The organism is Streptomyces griseoviridis (assembly GCF_005222485.1).
Lineage (GTDB): Bacteria > Actinomycetota > Actinomycetes > Streptomycetales > Streptomycetaceae > Streptomyces > Streptomyces hintoniae.
Genome location: NZ_CP029078.1, coordinates 5,049,827 through 5,066,172, shown reverse-complemented (window position 1 = coordinate 5,066,172; position 16,346 = coordinate 5,049,827). Strand labels below are relative to the sequence as shown.

General features: G+C 73.0%; 14 protein-coding genes. 9 read left to right on the top strand and 5 right to left on the bottom strand.

Going from position 1 to position 16,346, the window contains the following annotated elements:
• Window positions 1-27 precede the first annotated feature (27 nt).
• Entirely contained in the window at window positions 28-897 is an 870-nt protein-coding gene (locus DDJ31_RS21815; RefSeq protein WP_127178652.1) for a hypothetical protein, read from the top strand.
• A 13-nt stretch (window positions 898-910) separates the two neighbouring features.
• Here DDJ31_RS21815 and DDJ31_RS21810 read toward each other — a convergent pair whose 3' ends face one another.
• Window positions 911-2,650, bottom strand: a complete 1,740-nt coding sequence (locus DDJ31_RS21810) for a BACON domain-containing protein (protein ID WP_171480871.1) — start codon at window positions 2,648-2,650, stop codon at window positions 911-913.
• 270 nt (window positions 2,651-2,920) lie between these two features.
• Between DDJ31_RS21810 and radA the strand changes: the two genes are divergently transcribed.
• Together radA and disA are read left to right on the top strand one after the other, a co-directional pair.
• Window positions 2,921-4,330: a DNA repair protein RadA gene (gene radA, locus DDJ31_RS21805; RefSeq protein ID WP_127178653.1), complete on the top strand. Its 1,410-nt coding sequence runs from the start codon at window positions 2,921-2,923 to the stop codon at window positions 4,328-4,330.
• Between the two features lie 81 nt (window positions 4,331-4,411).
• Window positions 4,412-5,536 carry a DNA integrity scanning diadenylate cyclase DisA gene (gene disA, locus DDJ31_RS21800; RefSeq protein ID WP_093833934.1) on the top strand — a complete coding sequence of 375 codons (1,125 nt, stop codon included), beginning with the start codon at window positions 4,412-4,414 and terminating at the stop codon, window positions 5,534-5,536.
• Window positions 5,537-5,673: 137 nt separating this feature from the next.
• On the opposite strand, the gene DDJ31_RS21795 is transcribed toward disA, so the two are convergent.
• Window positions 5,674-6,537 carry a hypothetical protein gene (locus DDJ31_RS21795; protein ID WP_127178654.1) on the bottom strand — a complete coding sequence of 288 codons (864 nt, stop codon included), beginning with the start codon at window positions 6,535-6,537 and terminating at the stop codon, window positions 5,674-5,676.
• Window positions 6,538-6,749: 212 nt separating this feature from the next.
• Here DDJ31_RS21795 and DDJ31_RS21790 point away from each other — a divergent pair, with 212 nt between their 5' ends.
• The 5 genes from DDJ31_RS21790 (at window position 6,750) to cseC (ending at window position 11,572) form a co-directional block, all read left to right on the top strand.
• Entirely contained in the window at window positions 6,750-7,655 is a 906-nt protein-coding gene (locus DDJ31_RS21790; RefSeq protein ID WP_171480870.1) for an A/G-specific adenine glycosylase, read from the top strand.
• A 479-nt stretch (window positions 7,656-8,134) separates the two neighbouring features.
• Window positions 8,135-8,674, top strand: a complete 540-nt coding sequence (locus tag DDJ31_RS21785; RefSeq protein WP_093832828.1) for a SigE family RNA polymerase sigma factor — start codon at window positions 8,135-8,137, stop codon at window positions 8,672-8,674.
• Entirely contained in the window at window positions 8,662-9,312 is a 651-nt protein-coding gene (locus DDJ31_RS21780) for a hypothetical protein (RefSeq protein WP_127178655.1), read from the top strand. The genes DDJ31_RS21785 and DDJ31_RS21780 overlap by 13 nt, the downstream gene beginning before the upstream one ends.
• Window positions 9,313-9,504: 192 nt before the next feature.
• Window positions 9,505-10,212 (top strand): two-component system response regulator CseB, encoded by a 708-nt coding sequence (cseB, locus tag DDJ31_RS21775; protein WP_127178656.1) that lies wholly within the window; start codon window positions 9,505-9,507, stop codon window positions 10,210-10,212.
• Between the two features lie 16 nt (window positions 10,213-10,228).
• Window positions 10,229-11,572 carry a two-component system sensor histidine kinase CseC gene (cseC, locus tag DDJ31_RS21770; protein ID WP_127178657.1) on the top strand — a complete coding sequence of 448 codons (1,344 nt, stop codon included), beginning with the start codon at window positions 10,229-10,231 and terminating at the stop codon, window positions 11,570-11,572.
• 422 nt (window positions 11,573-11,994) lie between these two features.
• On the opposite strand, the gene DDJ31_RS21765 is transcribed toward cseC, so the two are convergent.
• Together DDJ31_RS21765 and DDJ31_RS21760 are read right to left on the bottom strand one after the other, a co-directional pair.
• Window positions 11,995-12,984, bottom strand: coding sequence for a class I SAM-dependent methyltransferase (locus tag DDJ31_RS21765; RefSeq protein ID WP_171480869.1), 990 nt, complete (start codon window positions 12,982-12,984; stop codon window positions 11,995-11,997).
• Between the two features lie 157 nt (window positions 12,985-13,141).
• Window positions 13,142-14,740: an MDR family MFS transporter gene (locus tag DDJ31_RS21760; RefSeq protein ID WP_127178659.1), complete on the bottom strand. Its 1,599-nt coding sequence runs from the start codon at window positions 14,738-14,740 to the stop codon at window positions 13,142-13,144.
• 126 nt (window positions 14,741-14,866) lie between these two features.
• On the opposite strand from DDJ31_RS21760, the gene DDJ31_RS21755 reads away from it, so the two are divergent.
• The gene (locus DDJ31_RS21755) at window positions 14,867-15,463 is read left to right on the top strand and encodes a TetR/AcrR family transcriptional regulator (protein WP_171480868.1); all 597 of its coding nucleotides are present in this window, start codon (window positions 14,867-14,869) and stop codon (window positions 15,461-15,463) included.
• A gap of 2 nt (window positions 15,464-15,465) precedes the next feature.
• Here DDJ31_RS21755 and DDJ31_RS21750 read toward each other — a convergent pair whose 3' ends face one another.
• Window positions 15,466-16,149, bottom strand: coding sequence for a M23 family metallopeptidase (locus tag DDJ31_RS21750; RefSeq protein WP_127178660.1), 684 nt, complete (start codon window positions 16,147-16,149; stop codon window positions 15,466-15,468).
• Between the last annotated feature and the right edge of the window lie 197 nt (window positions 16,150-16,346).

Genomic DNA, 16,346 nt, shown 5'->3' with positions numbered 1-16,346 from the left:
GGGGCGGGGGCCACTTACCCTGGACGCGTGCCAAAGACGAAAAAGGCGAAGGACCAGAACCCGCGCAAGGCAGACAAGAAGGACACGTCGCGCCAGGTGCCGGTGAAGCCGACCATGATGTCGAAGAAGGCCCTGCGGGCCGACGAGAAGGGGCTCGACTTCGCGCGCGCGTGGGTGGAGTTCCCCGACCCCGCCGACGACGACCAGGTCTTCCGGTGCGATCTGACCTGGCTGACCTCGCGCTGGAACTGCGTCTTCGGCAGCGGCTGCCAGGGCATCCAGGCGGGCCGCGCGGACGACGGCTGCTGCTCGCTCGGCGCGCACTTCTCCGACGAGGAGGACGAGCAGCGGGTCGCCGGGTTCGTGGCCAGGCTCACCCCTGACATCTGGCAGCACCACGCCGAGGGCACGGCGAACGGCTGGATCTCGGAGGACGAGGACGGCGACCGTCAGACCCGGCCCTTCCAGGGGTCGTGCGTCTTCCAGAACCGGCCGGGTTTCGCGGGCGGCGCGGGCTGCTCGCTGCACATCCTGGCCCTGAAGGAGGGCCGGGAGCCGCTGGAGACCAAGCCGGACGTGTGCTGGCAGCTGCCGGTGCGGCGCACCTACGACTGGATCGACCGGCCCGACGACACCCGGGTGCTCCAGGTGTCGATCGGCGAGTACGACCGCAGGGGCTGGGGTCCAGGCGGCCACGACCTGCACTGGTGGTGCACGTCGGCGACGTCGGCGCACGGCGCGGGCGACCCGGTGTACGTGTCGTACCGGCCGGAGCTGACCGAGCTGATGGGCAAGGCGGGCTACGACCGGCTGGTCGAGCTGTGCGAGCGGCGCCTGGCGTCGCAGCTTCCGATGGTGGCCCCGCACCCGGCGGACCCCGTGGAGCCGCGGGCCTGACGCCCGGCCCGCCTCACGACGTGGACGGGCTCGGACCGCCGCCCGGCGGTGGTGACGAGCCCGGGTCGGTGGGCGCGGTGCCGGTCGGGGTCGGCTCGGGCGAGGTGGGCGGGGTGCCGCTCGGGCTGGGCCGCCCTGACGGGGTGGCCGACGGGCCGGGCGTGGGCCGGGTGGAGGGCGAGGCGCTCGGGGCCGGTCCTGTGGGGCTGGGGGCGGGGCCGTGGCCGTCGATGGAGACGACGGCGCCGGCCGGGGCGATGGCGATGTGCGCGCTCCAGGCGCCGGACGGCTCGCGCAGCGGGTCCGCCCGCACCTGGATCGTCGACGACTCGCCGGGGGCCAGGGTCCCGGAGGCGCGGCTGAGCCGCAGCCAGGGCGCCGTGGTGGCGGCGGACCAGCGCACCGGCGCGGAGCCGGACGCGGTGAGGGTGACGAGGGTGGTGGCGCCGCCGCCGCTCGCGCGCACGTCGAGCCGGCCCGCGCCCTTGGCGCCGGTGCCGCCGACGCCGATGACCTCGACGGAGACGTCCGGGTCGGCGCCCTCGCGGAAGGAGTTCCCGGGGCCCGCCGCGGCGTTGCCGGTGTTCTCGTAGCCGCCGGCCGCCTCGCCGTTCAGGCTGTCGGGGTCGCGCGCCTCGCTGGCGCTGGTGGCGCGGGCGTCGGCGCCGTCGTCGGCGGGCCCGCCGCGGTAGGCGGCCCACAGGGCGAGCACCGGGGCGGCGACGACGGTGGCGACGACGGTCGTGGTGACGGCACGCGCGCGGATGCGGTCGCGGCGGGCGGCGCGGTCCTTGGGGTCCATCGGGAAGCCGCGCCGGTCGAAGCGGGGCAGGGCGGCGCCCCTGGCGCGGGCGGAGTGGGCGAGCGCGGTGTGCAGGGCGGCGCGGGGCGCGGACAGCACGGGCAGCTGGGCGGGGGTGACACCGGCGCCCGGCCAGCCGGCCGGCTGGGCGCGTTCGGCGCCGCGACGGCAGCGCGGGCAGTCGTCGACGTGCCGGACCAGTTCCCTGCGCAGCACCGGGCTCAGCACCAGCTGCCGGTCGCCGGTGAGCCTGCTGACGCCGGGGCAGCCGCCGGTCTCGACGACGAGGAGGGCGGCGCGGGTGCGTTCGACCTCGCAGGCGGCGGAGGCGAGCAGGTCGCGGGCGGCGGCGGGGTCACGGCCGAGGACGGCGGCGACCTCGTGGACGGCGAGGTGGTGGCGGACGGCCAGTTCGAGGGCCTCGCGCTGCTCGGGGGTGGTGCCCGCGGCCTCGGGCCAGGCGAGGAGGGCCAGCTCGCGGCGGCGCTCGTCGTCGAGTGAGCCGCCGTCGCCAAGAACGGCGGCGGCAGGAACGGCGCCGGGGGCGCCCTGGACGTCGGCCGCGGTTCGGCCGGGGGCCGGGGCGGGCGGGGCCGGCCGCGCGGGGGGCGTGCGGCCCGACGCGTGGCCGCCCTGGCGTCTCCGCCTGGCCTCGGTGAGCCCGCGCAGACAGGCCCAGCGGGCCAGCGCGTACAGCCAGGCGCGGCGGTCGCCCGGGGCGTCGGGCCCGCGCCGCCGGTCGGCGAGCGCGAGGACGTCGGCGAGGGCGGCGGTGGCCGCGTCGTGGTCGCACAGGACGGACAGGCAGTAGGTGAACAGACCGTCCAGGTACGGCTCGTGCGGGGTGGGGGGTCGCCGTGCCAGGGCGCGCGCCGCACCGCGGTCGCGCTCCTCACGGTGCGCCCGGTGTGCGCCGGCGGCGCGGGTCGAGGTCTCCGGACTGCTACTCATCCATGGACCGTAGGCGGCCCGGAGCGGCACCTTCTGCCCGCTTAAGCATATTTACTCCGTACGGGTGAAACGATCCCTCATACGAGAACCGGCCACCTGGAATCCGCCAGCGGGCCCTGCCCCGGTGGCCCGTTCGCCGGCCGGAACACGTCGCCGCGGTCGCTCCCGGCCTCAGGACCGACGGCGGCCGACGGCGGCCGGGGGCGCCGGGCCGCCGCCCGTGACGGGCGGCCGGTCCGCGATGTCGGTGGGTGCGGCTACGGTTCGGTCATGGCTGCCCGCACCAAGACCACCAAGGACCGCCCGTCCTACCGCTGCACGGAGTGCGGCTGGCAGACGGCGAAGTGGCTCGGCCGCTGCCCCGAGTGCCAGGCGTGGGGGACGGTCGAGGAGTACGGCGCACCCGCGGTCCGCACCACCGCACCGGGGCGCGTCACCACCTCCGCGCTCCCCATCGGCCAGGTCGACGTCCGCCAGGCCACCGCCCGCTCCACCGGCGTGCCCGAGCTGGACCGGGTGCTCGGCGGCGGTCTCGTGCCCGGCGCCGTGGTGCTCCTCGCGGGCGAGCCCGGCGTCGGGAAGTCGACGCTGCTGCTCGACGTGGCCGCCAAGTCGGCGAGCGCCGAGCACCGCACCCTGTACGTGACGGGCGAGGAGTCGGCGAGCCAGGTCAGGCTGCGCGCCGACCGCATCCACGCCGTCGACGACCACCTGTACCTCGCCGCCGAGACGGATCTGGCCGCCGTTCTCGGCCACTTGGACGCGGTGAAGCCGTCGCTGCTGATCCTGGACTCGGTGCAGACGGTCGCCTCCCCGGAGATCGACGGCGCCCCCGGCGGCATGGCGCAGGTCCGCGAGGTGGCGGGCGCCCTGATCCGCGCCTCCAAGGAGCGCGGCATGTCCACCCTCCTGGTGGGCCATGTCACCAAGGACGGCGCCATCGCGGGCCCGCGCCTGCTGGAGCACCTGGTCGACGTCGTCCTGCACTTCGAGGGCGACCGGCACGCCCGGCTGCGCCTGGTGCGGGGCGTGAAGAACCGCTACGGCGCGACCGACGAGGTCGGCTGCTTCGAGCTGCACGACGAAGGCATCGTCGGCCTCGCCGACCCCAGCGGCCTCTTCCTGACCCGGCGTGACGAACCGGTCCCCGGCACCTGTCTGACCGTCACCCTGGAGGGCCGCCGTCCGCTGGTCGCCGAGGTGCAGGCGCTCACTGTCGACTCGCAGATCCCGTCCCCGCGCCGCACCACCTCGGGCCTCGAGACGTCCCGGGTCTCGATGATGCTGGCCGTCCTCGAGCAGCGTGGCCGGATCAGTGCGCTCGGCAAGCGGGACATCTACTCGGCGACGGTCGGCGGGGTGAAACTGTCGGAACCGGCCGCGGACCTCGCCATCGCGCTGGCCCTGGCCTCCGCGGCGAGCGACACCCCGCTGCCCAAGAACCTGGTCGCGATCGGCGAGGTGGGCCTCGCGGGGGAGGTCAGACGGGTCACGGGAGTGCAGCGCAGACTGGCCGAGGCGCACCGGCTCGGCTTCACGCACGCGCTGGTGCCGGGCGATCCGGGGAAGATCCCGGCCGGTATGAAGGTCCTGGAAGTGGCCGACATGGGAGACGCCCTGCGGGTCCTGCCGCGTTCCCCTCGCCGAGACGCCCCACAGGACGAGGAGCGGCGCCGGTAGACTTTGCCCTGGTCTCGCCCGTCCGTACGAACATCCCGTGCGAAACGGGAGCGCCCAGAACCTGCGAGCCGGAGGAGTGCAGTGGCAGCCAACGACCGGGCGTCAGCTCCCGGAAAGTCCGGTGGGAGTTCCGGTGCCGATGCCATGATGCGCGCCTCACTGAGCGCCGTGGCCCCCGGCACGGCCCTGCGCGACGGCCTGGAGCGGGTGCTCCGCGGCAACACCGGAGGGCTCATCGTGCTGGGCTCCGACAAGACCGTCGAGACCATGTGCACGGGCGGATTCGTGCTGGACGTCGAGTTCACCGCCACGCGCCTGCGTGAGCTGTGCAAGCTCGACGGCGGCATCGTCGTCTCCTCGGACCTCTCGAAGATCCTGCGCGCGGGCGTCCAGCTGGTGCCCGACCCGACGATCCCCACCGAGGAGACGGGCACCAGGCACCGCACCGCGGACCGGGTCTCCAAACAGGTCGGGTTCCCGGTCGTCTCGGTCTCCCAGTCGATGCGCCTGATCGCGCTCTACGTGGACGGCCAGCGCCGGGTCCTGGAGGACTCGGCGGCGATCCTGTCCCGGGCCAACCAGGCCCTGGCCACCCTGGAGCGCTACAAGCTCAGGCTCGACGAGGTGGCGGGCACCCTGTCCGCCCTGGAGATCGAGGACCTGGTGACGGTCAGGGACGTCTCCGCGGTCGCCCAGCGGCTGGAGATGGTCCGCAGGATCGCCACCGAGATCGCCGAGTACGTCGTCGAACTGGGCACCGACGGACGGCTGTTGGCCCTCCAGCTCGACGAACTCATCGCGGGCGTCGAGCCCGAGCGCGAGCTGGTGGTGCGGGACTACGTCCCCGAGCCCACCGCCAAGCGGTCCCGCACGGTCGACGAGGCGCTCTCCGAGCTGGATGCGCTCAGCCACGCCGAGCTGCTCGAACTGCCCACGGTGGCCCGCGCGTTGGGGTACACGGGTTCGCCCGAGACGCTCGACTCCGCGGTCTCGCCGCGCGGGTTCCGGCTGCTGGCCAAGGTGCCGCGGCTGCCCGGCGCGATCATCGACCGCCTGGTCGAGCACTTCGGTGGCCTGCAGAAGCTGCTGGCCGCGAGCGTCGACGACCTCCAGGCCGTCGACGGCGTCGGGGAGGCCCGCGCCCGCAGCGTCCGCGAGGGCCTGTCCCGGCTGGCGGAGTCGTCCATCCTCGAACGGTACGTGTAGCCCGGCCGGTCACCGGCGGCCCTCGCCCGGCCCCCGGTGCGGTCGGTCCCGCTCGACGCGATCAGCCCTGCTCGGCGCGGTCGGTCCTTCCCGGCGCCGTCAGTCCTTCCCCGCGCCGTCAGTCCTTCCCCGCGCCGTCAGTCCTTCTCGATCACGAACGACGTCTGCGCCTTGGCGAAGCCGGGTGCCTCCGCCTCCACCAAGTACGTGCCCGCCCTCGCGGACCCGGCCGGCGGGGTGGCGCACTGCGGGGAGCTGGGCTTCAGGTCCCACTTCACGGTGTAGGTGACCGCGTCGTGCGCGGGCACCTTGAACACCAGGCTCCTGGCGCCCTTCGGGCAGTCGTCGGAGGACCAGTAGTCGCCGCTCTTGCCGGACTCGCTGATCGCCACGACCGCGTTCTTCGGGCCGAGGTCGATCTTGCAGTCGGCGCCCGAGGTGTTCTCCGCGGTCAGCAGCAGCGACGGCTTCTCGCCCGGCGCGTACGTGTTGTGCGCGCTGCGCAGGCTCAACCGCACAGCTCCGGAGGCGCAGTTGGGCAGTGCCGAACCGGCGGGCAGCGCGTCGCCCGCGACGACCTTGCCGCCCGAGCCCGCGGAACCGCCCGAGCCACCGGAGCCGTCACCGCCGTCGCCGCCCGAACCCGTGTCGCCGGAACCCGATGAACCCGCTGAACCCGATGAACCCGCTGCACCCGCCGAGCCGGAGGAACCGTCGGAGCCCGAGGTGCCGCCCGAACCGCCCGACCCGCCGCCCGAGTCGTCCCGGCCGCCCGGTGCCTGGCTGATCGCGGGCCCCGATCCGGAGGGTCCCGGCGTGATCGACGCCGTGGGGTTCTTCGCGTCGCCCCCGCCCGCGCCGTTCCCGCCGCCCCCGCCGTCCGAGATCACGAACCAGAGGGCGATCAGCGCCAACAAGGCCATCACGGACAGCAGGAGGACCCTCCGTCGCCAGTAGATGGAGGAGGGAAGCGGCCCGACCGGATTGCGCAGAGATCCCACGCGCCAAACTCTACGAGAGATCGGCGCGTTACCCCGCCCCACCCGCCGCCACTACCTCAACTTTTCCGGATCATCATCCAACTCACCTGGATCACAAGGGCACATCGGACACCGCGCCCCGCCCGCGGCCCCTCCCGTGACCGACCCGCTGCCCGCCCGCGGGGCGCATCGCCGACCTGACACCCACCCGCCGTGGCAGGATCGAACCCGCCATGACTGCGCCCACGAAACCCACCCCCGCCGCCAGCGAGTCGCTCCACTCCCCCGTCATCGACTGGTTCGACGAGAACGCCAGGGACCTGCCCTGGCGCCGCCCCGACGCCGGACCCTGGGGGGTGATGGTCAGCGAGTTCATGCTCCAGCAGACCCCCGTCAGCCGGGTCCTGCCCGTGTACGAGCAGTGGCTGCGCCGCTGGCCGCGCCCCGCCGACCTGGCCGCCGACGCCCCCGGGGAGGCCGTCCGCGCCTGGGGCAGGCTCGGCTACCCGCGCCGCGCCCTGCGGCTGCACGGCGCAGCCGTCGCGATAACAGAACGGCACGGGGGCGACGTACCCAGCGACCACGCCCAGCTCCTCGCCCTGCCGGGCGTCGGCGAGTACACGGCGGCGGCCGTCGCGTCGTTCGCCCACGGCCAGCGCCACCCGGTGCTCGACACCAACGTCCGCCGGGTCTTCGCCCGCGCGGTGACGGGCGTTCAGTACCCGCCGAACGCGACGACCGCCGCCGAACGCAAGCTGGCCCGCGCCCTGCTCCCCGACGACGAGCGGACCGCCGCCCGCTGGGCCGCGGCCTCGATGGAACTCGGCGCCCTGGTCTGCACCGCGAAGAACGAGACCTGCCACCGGTGCCCGATCGCCGGGCAGTGCGCGTGGCGGCTGGCGGGCAAGCCCGCGCACGACGGGCCGCCGCGCCGCGGCCAGACCTACGCGGGCACCGACCGCCAGGTCCGCGGCAAGCTCCTCGCCGTCCTGCGCGAGGCGCACACCCCGGTGCCGCAGGCGGCGCTCGACCAGGTCTGGGACGAGCCGGTGCAGCGGGCCCGCGCCCTGGACGGACTCGTCGCGGACGGACTCGTCGAGCCGCTGCCGGACGGCCGGTACCGACTGCCGCACGCCTGACCCGACCCGCCGGCCCTGCCGGTGCGGGCCGGCGGGTCCCTCTGCCGCGAGCCCGTCGGCCCTCCGTCGCGAGCCTGTCGGTCCTGCTGTCGCGAGCCCGTCGGCCCTCCGTCGCGGATCGGTCGGTCCTGCTGTCGCGAGCCCGTCGGCCCTCCGTCGCGGATCGGTCGGTCCTGCTGTCGCGAGCCCGTCGGCCCTCCGTCGCGGGTCGGCCGACCCTTCTGTTGCGGGCCGGCCGACCCCACCCCTCCCCCAAAACGCCCACACCAGGACAAGGCACCCCACGCCCTTAGTCGCCGCCTACATCCGTTACACAACCGACGGACAGCCGAGTGCCAGCCGCGCGCTCGCTCGCACAGGGCCGTGACAACCCCTCCGTAGCTTCATTTGTGTGCCCGGCGGACCGGGGACGACGGGGAGACACAGCGGAGACCGGCGGCCGGCGAGCCGTTCGGGACGGGGAACGGGAGGCGGTTCAGATGGCGCAGGGCGAGGTGCTCGGATTCGAGGAGTACGTCCGCACGCGACAGGACGCGCTGCTGCGCAGCGCCCGCCGTCTGGTCCCCGACCCGGTCGACGCCCAGGACCTGCTGCAGACCGCGCTGGTGCGGACCTACGGCCGCTGGGACGGCATCGCCGACAAGCGCCTCGCGGACGCCTACCTGCGCCGGGTGATGATCAACACCCGGACCGAGTGGTGGCGGGCGAGGAAGCTGGAGGAGGTCCCCACCGAGCAGCTGCCCGAGTCCTGCGTGGACGACTCCACCGACCAGCACGCCGACCGCGCGCTCCTCATGGACATCATGAAGGTGCTCGCTCCGAAGCAGCGCAGCGTCGTCGTGCTGCGACACTGGGAGCAGATGTCCACGGAGGAGACGGCCGCCGCCCTCGGCATGTCGGCCGGAACGGTCAAGAGCACGCTGCACCGGGCGCTCGCCCGGCTCCGGGAGGAGCTGGAGAGCCGCGATCTGGACGCACGCGCGCTGGAGCGTGAGGAGCGGGAGCGGTGCGCGGTCTGACCGACGCGGAGACCCCGGGCGGGGGTGCGGCGCGGGCGGCGTTCACGGCGGTGGCCGTGCTCGTCGCCCTCGGGCTGTTCGCGTCCGCCTGCGCGACCGGCGGCACCGGCGCCCGCGACGAGGGACCCGCGCACGCCGACTCGGTGGCGGGGGCCGCCGTCGCCCCCACCCCGACCGCCACCGCGGCGATCGGCCAGGCCGACGCGGTCCGGCTGGTGAAGGACGACCCGACGGTCTCGACGGACGTCAAGCGGGCCCTGAAACCGTGTGTGGCCGACGAGTACCCGGTCGACGTCTCCTACGGCGAACTGACCGGAGGCCCGGCGGACGACGTGGTGGTGAACGTCCTGACCTGCGGGGACGCGGTGGGAGTCGGCTCGTATGTGTACCGCGACGTCCGCGGCCGGTACGAGAATGTCTTCAGGACCGAGGAACCGCCGGTCTACGCGGAGATAGACCGGGGCGACCTGGTGGTGACCAAGCAGGTGTACGAGAGGGGCGACCCGGTGTCGAGCCCGTCCGGCGAGAACGTGATCACCTACCGCTGGAGCTCGGGCCGCTTCACCGAGGAGTACCGCACCCACAACGACTACAGCAGCGCCGTCGGGGGAGACCCCAAGACAGGCACCGGCGGCTGAGCACCGACCACGGATCGGACCGCCGGGAGAACCGATCGGACCGCCGATCCGATGTACGGACGACGGACCCCTGGTATCGGACGACCGACCCGCCTGTGATCCGATCAGACCTGATCGGATCAAGTCCGAACGAAACTGGTCTGATCAGGTCTGACCAGACCAGAAGACACATCGAGAACTGAGAGCACCGGGATGGCAGCAGAGCAGACCCATGTCCTGTTCGTCGAGGACGACGACGTCATCCGCGAGGCCACCCAACTCGCCCTGGAGCGGGACGGCTTCGCGGTCACGGCGATGCCCGACGGCCTCTCCGGCCTGGAGGCGTTCCGCGCCGACCGCCCCGACATCGCGCTCCTCGACGTGATGGTCCCCGGCCTGGACGGCGTCAGCCTCTGCCGGCGCATCCGCGACGACTCGACCGTGCCGGTGATCATGCTGTCGGCGCGCGCCGACTCCATCGACGTCGTGCTCGGCCTCGAAGCGGGTGCGGACGACTACGTCACCAAGCCGTTCGACGGCGCCGTCCTGGTCGCCCGGATCCGCGCCGTGCTGCGCCGCTTCGGGCACGCGGGCGGCGGCGACCGCGCGGAGACCCCGGACGGCGCGTCCGACGGCGGGGTGCTGAGCTTCGGCGAGCTGGAGATCGACACCGAGGGCATGGAGGTGCGGCGGGCCGGGCAGCCGGTCGCGCTGACCCCGACCGAGATGCGGCTGCTGCTCGAGTTCTCCTCGGCGCCCGGCACCGTCCTGTCCCGGGACAAGCTGCTCGAACGGGTCTGGGACTACGGCTGGGGCGGGGACACCCGGGTCGTCGACGTCCATGTGCAGCGGCTGCGCACGAAGATCGGCCAGGACCGCATCGAGACGGTCCGCGGCTTCGGTTACAAGCTGAAGCCCTGAGCGGGGACACCACGACATGCGGGGGATCCTCCGGCGCCTGAACCCGGCGCACGACGACACCAGCGGCATCCGCACCGGCGTGCGGTGGAAACTGAGCGCCGCCATCGCGCTGGTCGGCGCGCTGGTCGCGGTCGCGCTGAGCCTGGTCGTGCACAACGCGGCCCGGGTCTCGATGCTCGACAACGCCCGCGACCTCGCCGACGAGCGCCTCCAGATCGCGCAGCGCAACTACGAGCTGTCCAGCAGACCCAACTTCCCCAACGTGAAGATCGACGACCCGCTGCTGCCGTCCGCGCTCCAGACGAAGGTGCAGCAGGGGCGGCGGGCGACGTTCGTCACCGACCGGCCCAGCGGCGTGCCCGACATCTGGGCCGCGGTGCCGGTCAAGGACGGCCATGTGCTGTCCCTGCACACCGGGTTCACCGACCGCAGCACCGACATCCTCAAGGATCTCGACCAGGCCCTGGTGATCGGCTCGATCGCGGTGGTCCTCGGCGGCAGCGCGCTCGGCGTGCTGATCGGCGGCCAGCTCTCGCGCCGGCTGCGCAAGGCCGCCGCCGCCGCGAACCAGGTCGCCCGCGGCGAGACGGAGGTCCGGGTGCGGGACGCGATCGGCGGGGTCGTCAGGGACGAGACCGACGACCTCGCGCGCGCCGTCGACGCCATGGCGGACGCCCTCCAGCAGCGCATCGAGGCGGAGCGCCGGGTGACGGCGGACATCGCGCACGAGCTGCGCACCCCGGTGACCGGGCTGCTCACCGCCGCCGAACTGCTGCCACCCGGGCGCCCGACCGAGCTGGTCCTCGACCGGGCCAAGGCGATGCGCACCCTCGTCGAGGACGTCCTGGAGGTGGCCCGCCTCGACGGCGCCTCCGAGCGGGCGGAACTCCAGGACATCCTGCTGGGCGAGTTCGTGACCCGCCGGGTGATCGCGAAGGACCCGGACATCGAGGTGCGGGTGGTGCACGAGTCGATGGTGACGACCGACCCGCGCCGGCTGGAGCGGGTGCTGATCAACCTGCTCGCCAACGCCGCCCGGCACGGCAGGCCGCCGATCGAGGTCAGCGTCGAGGGCCGGGTCATCCGGGTCCGCGACCACGGCCCCGGTTTCCCCTCCGACCTCCTCGCGGACGGCCCGAGCCGCTTCCGCACCGGCAGCGCGGACCGCGCGGGCCACGGCCACGGCCTCGGCCTGACCATCGCGGCGGGCCAGGCCCGGGTCCTGGGCGCCCGCCTGACGTTCCGCAACGTCTGCCAGGCAGGCGCCCCCGACCACGTCCCCGCGGAGGGCGCGGTGGCAGTCCTATGGCTCCCGGAACACGCCCCGACGAACACGGGAAGCTATCCGATGCTGCCTTAGGGGAGGGGACGGTGGGATGGCGGGACGGGGGATGAGGGGACGTGGGAACGAGGGGACGGGGATGGAGGATGGGGCCGGTGTGCCGGACTGTGGACCTGGGGCCGGGAGGCCGGGAGGCCGGGAGGCCGGGAGGCCGGGAGGCCGGGAGGCCGGGAGGCCGGGAGGCCGGGACTGTAGGTGCTCATGCACGGTCGAGTGCACATGCACGGCCCAGCCCGCGCCCCTCCGGACGCCGGGCTCCCTCCGGACGCCGAACCCCTTCCGACACCGGGCTCTCTCCGGACGCCGGACCCGTTCCGAAGCCGGGCCCCCTCCGGACGCCGAACCCCTTCCGACACCGGGCCCCCTCCGGACGCCGAACCCCCATCCGACACCCGGCCCCCTCCAGACACCGAACCCCTGACGCATGCCGCCCCCCTCCGTCACACCGTAGCCACGATCAGCTCCTCCCCCCGTGACGGCCGCAGCCCGTCCACGCGGCCCTGGAAATAGCGCTCGGACAGCTCCCGCGCCGACACGTGCCGGGCCGTGCCGAAGCCCGCCTCTCGGGCCGCGTCGATGAGCTGGGCCGGGCGGTAGAAGCTGACGAACGGCGTGCCCGCGGCCCGCGCGCCCCTCATCGCCGCCTCCAGTTGCGCGCGCTCCTCCGGCTCGACGTCCTCCGGGGGCCGCAGGAAGGTGCTGACCAGCGTCGTCCCGGGGGCCAGGGTCGCGACGTCGGCGAAGGTCGCGGTGACCGCCTCCGGGCTGAGGTACATCGTGACGCCCGCGGAGGCCACCACCGCGGGCCGCCCCGCGTCGAGCCCGGCGTCGAGGAGCAGCCGCCACCAGTCGCCCTCGAAGTCCACCGGGACCAGCCGCAGCCAGTCGGGTACGTCGAACCCGAGGTCCGCGAGCCGGCGGCGCTTCCACGCCTGGGGTCCCGGCCGGTCCACCTCGAAGACGGTCAGCCCGGCCGCGCCGGTCTCCGGTCTGCGCTGGGCGAACGTGTCGAGGCCCGCGCCGAGCACCACGTACTGGCCGACGCCCTGGGCGGCCCGCTCGACGACCAGGTCCTCCACGAACCGGGCCCGCGCCACGATCGACGCCCGGGTCCGCCGGGTGGCCCGCTCGTCCATGTCGGGACGGCCGCGCCAGCCGTCGCCCGGATCGGCGAGCCGCAGCCCGAGGTCGTCCTCGACGATGTGCGGGGGTGCGTCGGCCAGCAGGTGCAGCGCCCGCCACAGCGCGACGCGCACCGCGGTGTGGTCGGGACCGCCGCCCTCCCCGGCCCCGCGGCCGCCCCCACCGCCGTCACCCCCGTTGCCCCCGCTCCCTCCCCCGTCCACGACGTCCCCCTTGTGCCCGTCGCTCCCGTCGCTCCCGTCGCCCCCGCCGTCCTCGACGGGCCGTTTCCGCCACGTCCTGTCCATGTCCCGATAGTGACACGCGCCACTGACAACGGCCGCCCGCGCCGGACGCCGTCCGGACACGGAGAAGGCCCCCCGGGGCGGACACCGGCCGGGGGGCCTTCCGTTCATGCGGCGCGGAGCGCCCCGCGGGGCGCGTCCGGACCGATCGGAGCGGGGATCAGACCGCTTCGACGACCGTCGGCGGGATCTGCGCGTCCTGCGCCGACTCGTCGTCCGTCTTCGGACCCGCGCCGCGCAGGGCGACCTCCTTGACGAAGACGGCGGCGACCAGCGCGAGGACGGCGACGACGGAGCCGAGCAGGAACGCGGAGTGCGTGCCCGAGGACACCGCGTGCTGGTACGCCTCCCGCGCCGCGGCCGGCAGCTTCGCCAGGCTCGCCGCGTCCAGCTGGGCCGACTTCTCGGTGATCTTCGAGCCGAGCGACCCGGCCCGCTCGGACATGACGTCCTGGACCCGGTTGTTGAACAGCGCGCCCATGACCGCGACACCGAAGGAGGAGCCGAGGGTGCGGAAGAGGGTGGTCGACGAGGACGCGACGCCCATGTCCTTCATGTCGACGCTGTTCTGCGCGACCAGCATGGTGATCTGCATCAGGCAGCCCATGCCGAGGCCGACGACCGCCATGAACACACCGGACGTGAACCGGCTGGTCCCGGTGTCCATCGTGGACAGCAGGTACAGGCCGACGATCATCAGGACGCTGCCCGCGATCGGGAACACCTTGTACTTGCCGGTGTTGGTGGTGACCCGCCCGGCGACCATCGAGGTGACGAGCATCGCGCCGAGCATCGGCAGCAGCAGCAGCCCGGAGTTGGTGGCGGAGGCGCCCTGCACGGCCTGCTGGTACAGCGGCAGGAAGAGCGTCGCGCCGAACATCACGAAGCCGGTGATGAAGCCGATGAGGGACATCAGGGTGAAGTTGCGGCTGCGGAAGATGTGCAGCGGCAGGACCGGCTCGGCGGCCTTGGTCTGCCAGAACACGAACCCGACGAGGGTGGCGACACCGATGCCGATCAGTTCCATGATCCGCGCGGAGCCCCACGCGTACTCCGAGCCGCCCCAGGTGGTGACGAGGACGGTGGAGGTGATGCCGACGGTCAGCAGGACGACACCGAGGTAGTCGATACCGGCCTTGGAGCGCTTCTTCGGCAGGTGCAGGACGGCGCTGATCAGGCCGAGCGCGACCACGCCGAGCGGCAGGTTGATGTAGAAGGCCCAGCGCCAGCCCCAGTTGTCGGTGATCGTGCCGCCGACCAGCGGTCCGCCGATCATCGCGATGGCCATGACGCCGGCCATCATGCCCTGGTACTTGCCGCGCTCGCGGGGCGGTATCAGGTCGCCGATGATGGCCATGACGCCCACCATCAGACCGCCCGCGCCGAGGCCCTGCACCGCGCGGAAGCCGATCAGCTCGCCCATGTTCTGGGCCATGCCGCTGAGCGCGGAGCCGATCAGGAAGATGACGATCGACGTCATGAAGGTGGCCTTGCGGCCGTACATGTCGCCGAGCTTGCCCCAGACCGGGGTCGACGCGGCGGTCGCGAGGGTGTAAGCGGTCACCACCCACGCCAGGTGTTCGAGGCCGCCGAGCTCGCCCACGATCGTGGGCATCGCGGTGCCGACGATCATGTTGTCGAGCATCGCCAGCATCATGGTGATCATCAGGGCGAGCAGGACGACCCGCACGCTCCTGGGCTGTTTCCCGGTCTCCGGGTCCACCGGGTTCACCGGCTCGACCGCCTGTGTGTCCGCCAAAGCTGCCACTCCCCTTGGTACTTCCCCCCGGCCGACCACTTACTTGCCGCCCGGCTAGTTGACTACACTGGCAGAAGGTAGACCCGTAACTAGCCGGGCGTCAAGTAAGTTTTTCGGAGTGCGAGGATGGGCGGCACGATGGACGGCACCAAGCAGCAGCGCCGCGGAAACACGCGCCAACGCATCCAGGACGTGGCCCTCGAACTCTTCGCCGAGCAGGGCTACGAGAAGACCTCGCTGCGCGAGATCGCCGAGCGGCTCGACGTCACCAAGGCGGCGCTCTACTACCACTTCAAGACGAAGGAAGAGATCCTCGTCAGCATCTTCGAGGATCTCGCCCGGCCCATCGAGGGTCTGATCGAGTGGGGCAAGGAGCAGCCGCAGTCGCTGGAGACCAAGCGGGAGATCATCCGCCGCTACAGCGAGGCCCTGGCCGGCGCCTCCCGGCTGTTCCGCTTCATGCAGGAGAACCAGGCGACGGTGAAGGAGCTGCGCATCGGCGAGCTGTTCCGCACCCGCATGATGGGCCTGCGCGACATCCTCATCGACCCGAAGGCGGAGCTGATCGACCAGGTCCGCTGCGTCAGCGCGATGTTCACCCTGCACGCCGGGATGTTCGCCCTCAACGACATCGACGCCGACCCCGAGGAACGGCGCAAGGCCGTCCTCGAGGTCGCGACGGACCTGATCACCCAGGCCCATGAGGGCATGAAGGCTTCCTAGCCTCAGACCTTCACACCCACGGTCCGCAGGAAGGCGACCGGGTTGACGGCGGAGCCGTAGTTCGGGGTGGTCCGGATCTCGAAGTGCAGGTGCGGGCCGCTGGAGTTGCCCGTGTTGCCGGAGCGGGCGATGTGCTGGTCGGTCTTGACGACCTGGCCGACCTTCACGTCGATCCGGGACAGGTGGGCGTACTGCGAGTACGTGCCGTTGCCGTGCTTGATGACGATGGCGTTGCCGTAGGCGGGCCCGTCACCGGCGCCGTTGCCGCCGGCCTTGACGACGGTGCCGCCGTGCGCGGCGCGCACATCGGTGCCGATGGCCACGGCGAAGTCCTGGCCGCTGTGGGTGGAGTTCCACATGCCGCCGGCCTGGGCGAAGCTCGCGGAGAGCGTGTACTTCTTGACCGGCGCGGTCCAGGACACGGCCTTCTTGGCGGCGGCCTTCCGCACGGCGGCCTTCTGGGCCGCCTTCTTCTCGGCGGTGGCCTGCGTGGCCTTCGCGGCCTTGGCCTGCGCGGTGGCCTGGGCGGCGACGGCGTTCGCCGTGCCGGAGACGGCGGTGGTGTCGGCGGCGACCGCGACCCCGGCACCCAGCGCGACCGATACTCCGAGGCCGGCGGCCAGGACGGTCGCACGAGCGCGGAGCGTGGACGTGCGGGCGGAACGGGACGAGACGCGCGAAGACATAGAAACCTCGTGGGGTGGGGGACGGAGAAATCCATCCGGACGCGCCACGACAGGCGCTCGCCGAATGGACCATCCCTTGGTAACCCGCGACCCCCCGTAGCCCAAAACCCCTCAAGTACGACAGAAGCTAGTACTTGATCCTAAAACTTCCCGACCCTTGACAGGCTTCTCATCAGGAATAAAACGACAGCGAAAGC

Bases quoted from the DNA above. Each gene is read 5' to 3' on its own strand.
- DDJ31_RS21755 (WP_171480868.1), top strand. From the start codon at position 14,867: ATGGGCGGCACGATGGACGGCACCAAGCAGCAGCGCCGCGGAAACACG.
- cseB (WP_127178656.1), top strand. From the start codon at position 9,505: ATGGCAGCAGAGCAGACCCATGTCCTGTTCGTCGAGGACGACGACGTC.
- DDJ31_RS21790 (WP_171480870.1), top strand. From the start codon at position 6,750: ATGACTGCGCCCACGAAACCCACCCCCGCCGCCAGCGAGTCGCTCCAC.
- cseC (WP_127178657.1), top strand. From the start codon at position 10,229: ATGCGGGGGATCCTCCGGCGCCTGAACCCGGCGCACGACGACACCAGC.
- DDJ31_RS21810 (WP_171480871.1), bottom strand. From the start codon at position 2,650: ATGAGTAGCAGTCCGGAGACCTCGACCCGCGCCGCCGGCGCACACCGG.
- DDJ31_RS21765 (WP_171480869.1), bottom strand. From the start codon at position 12,984: ATGGACAGGACGTGGCGGAAACGGCCCGTCGAGGACGGCGGGGGCGAC.
- radA (WP_127178653.1), top strand. From the start codon at position 2,921: ATGGCTGCCCGCACCAAGACCACCAAGGACCGCCCGTCCTACCGCTGC.
- DDJ31_RS21750 (WP_127178660.1), bottom strand. From the start codon at position 16,149: ATGTCTTCGCGCGTCTCGTCCCGTTCCGCCCGCACGTCCACGCTCCGC.
- DDJ31_RS21785 (WP_093832828.1), top strand. From the start codon at position 8,135: ATGGCGCAGGGCGAGGTGCTCGGATTCGAGGAGTACGTCCGCACGCGA.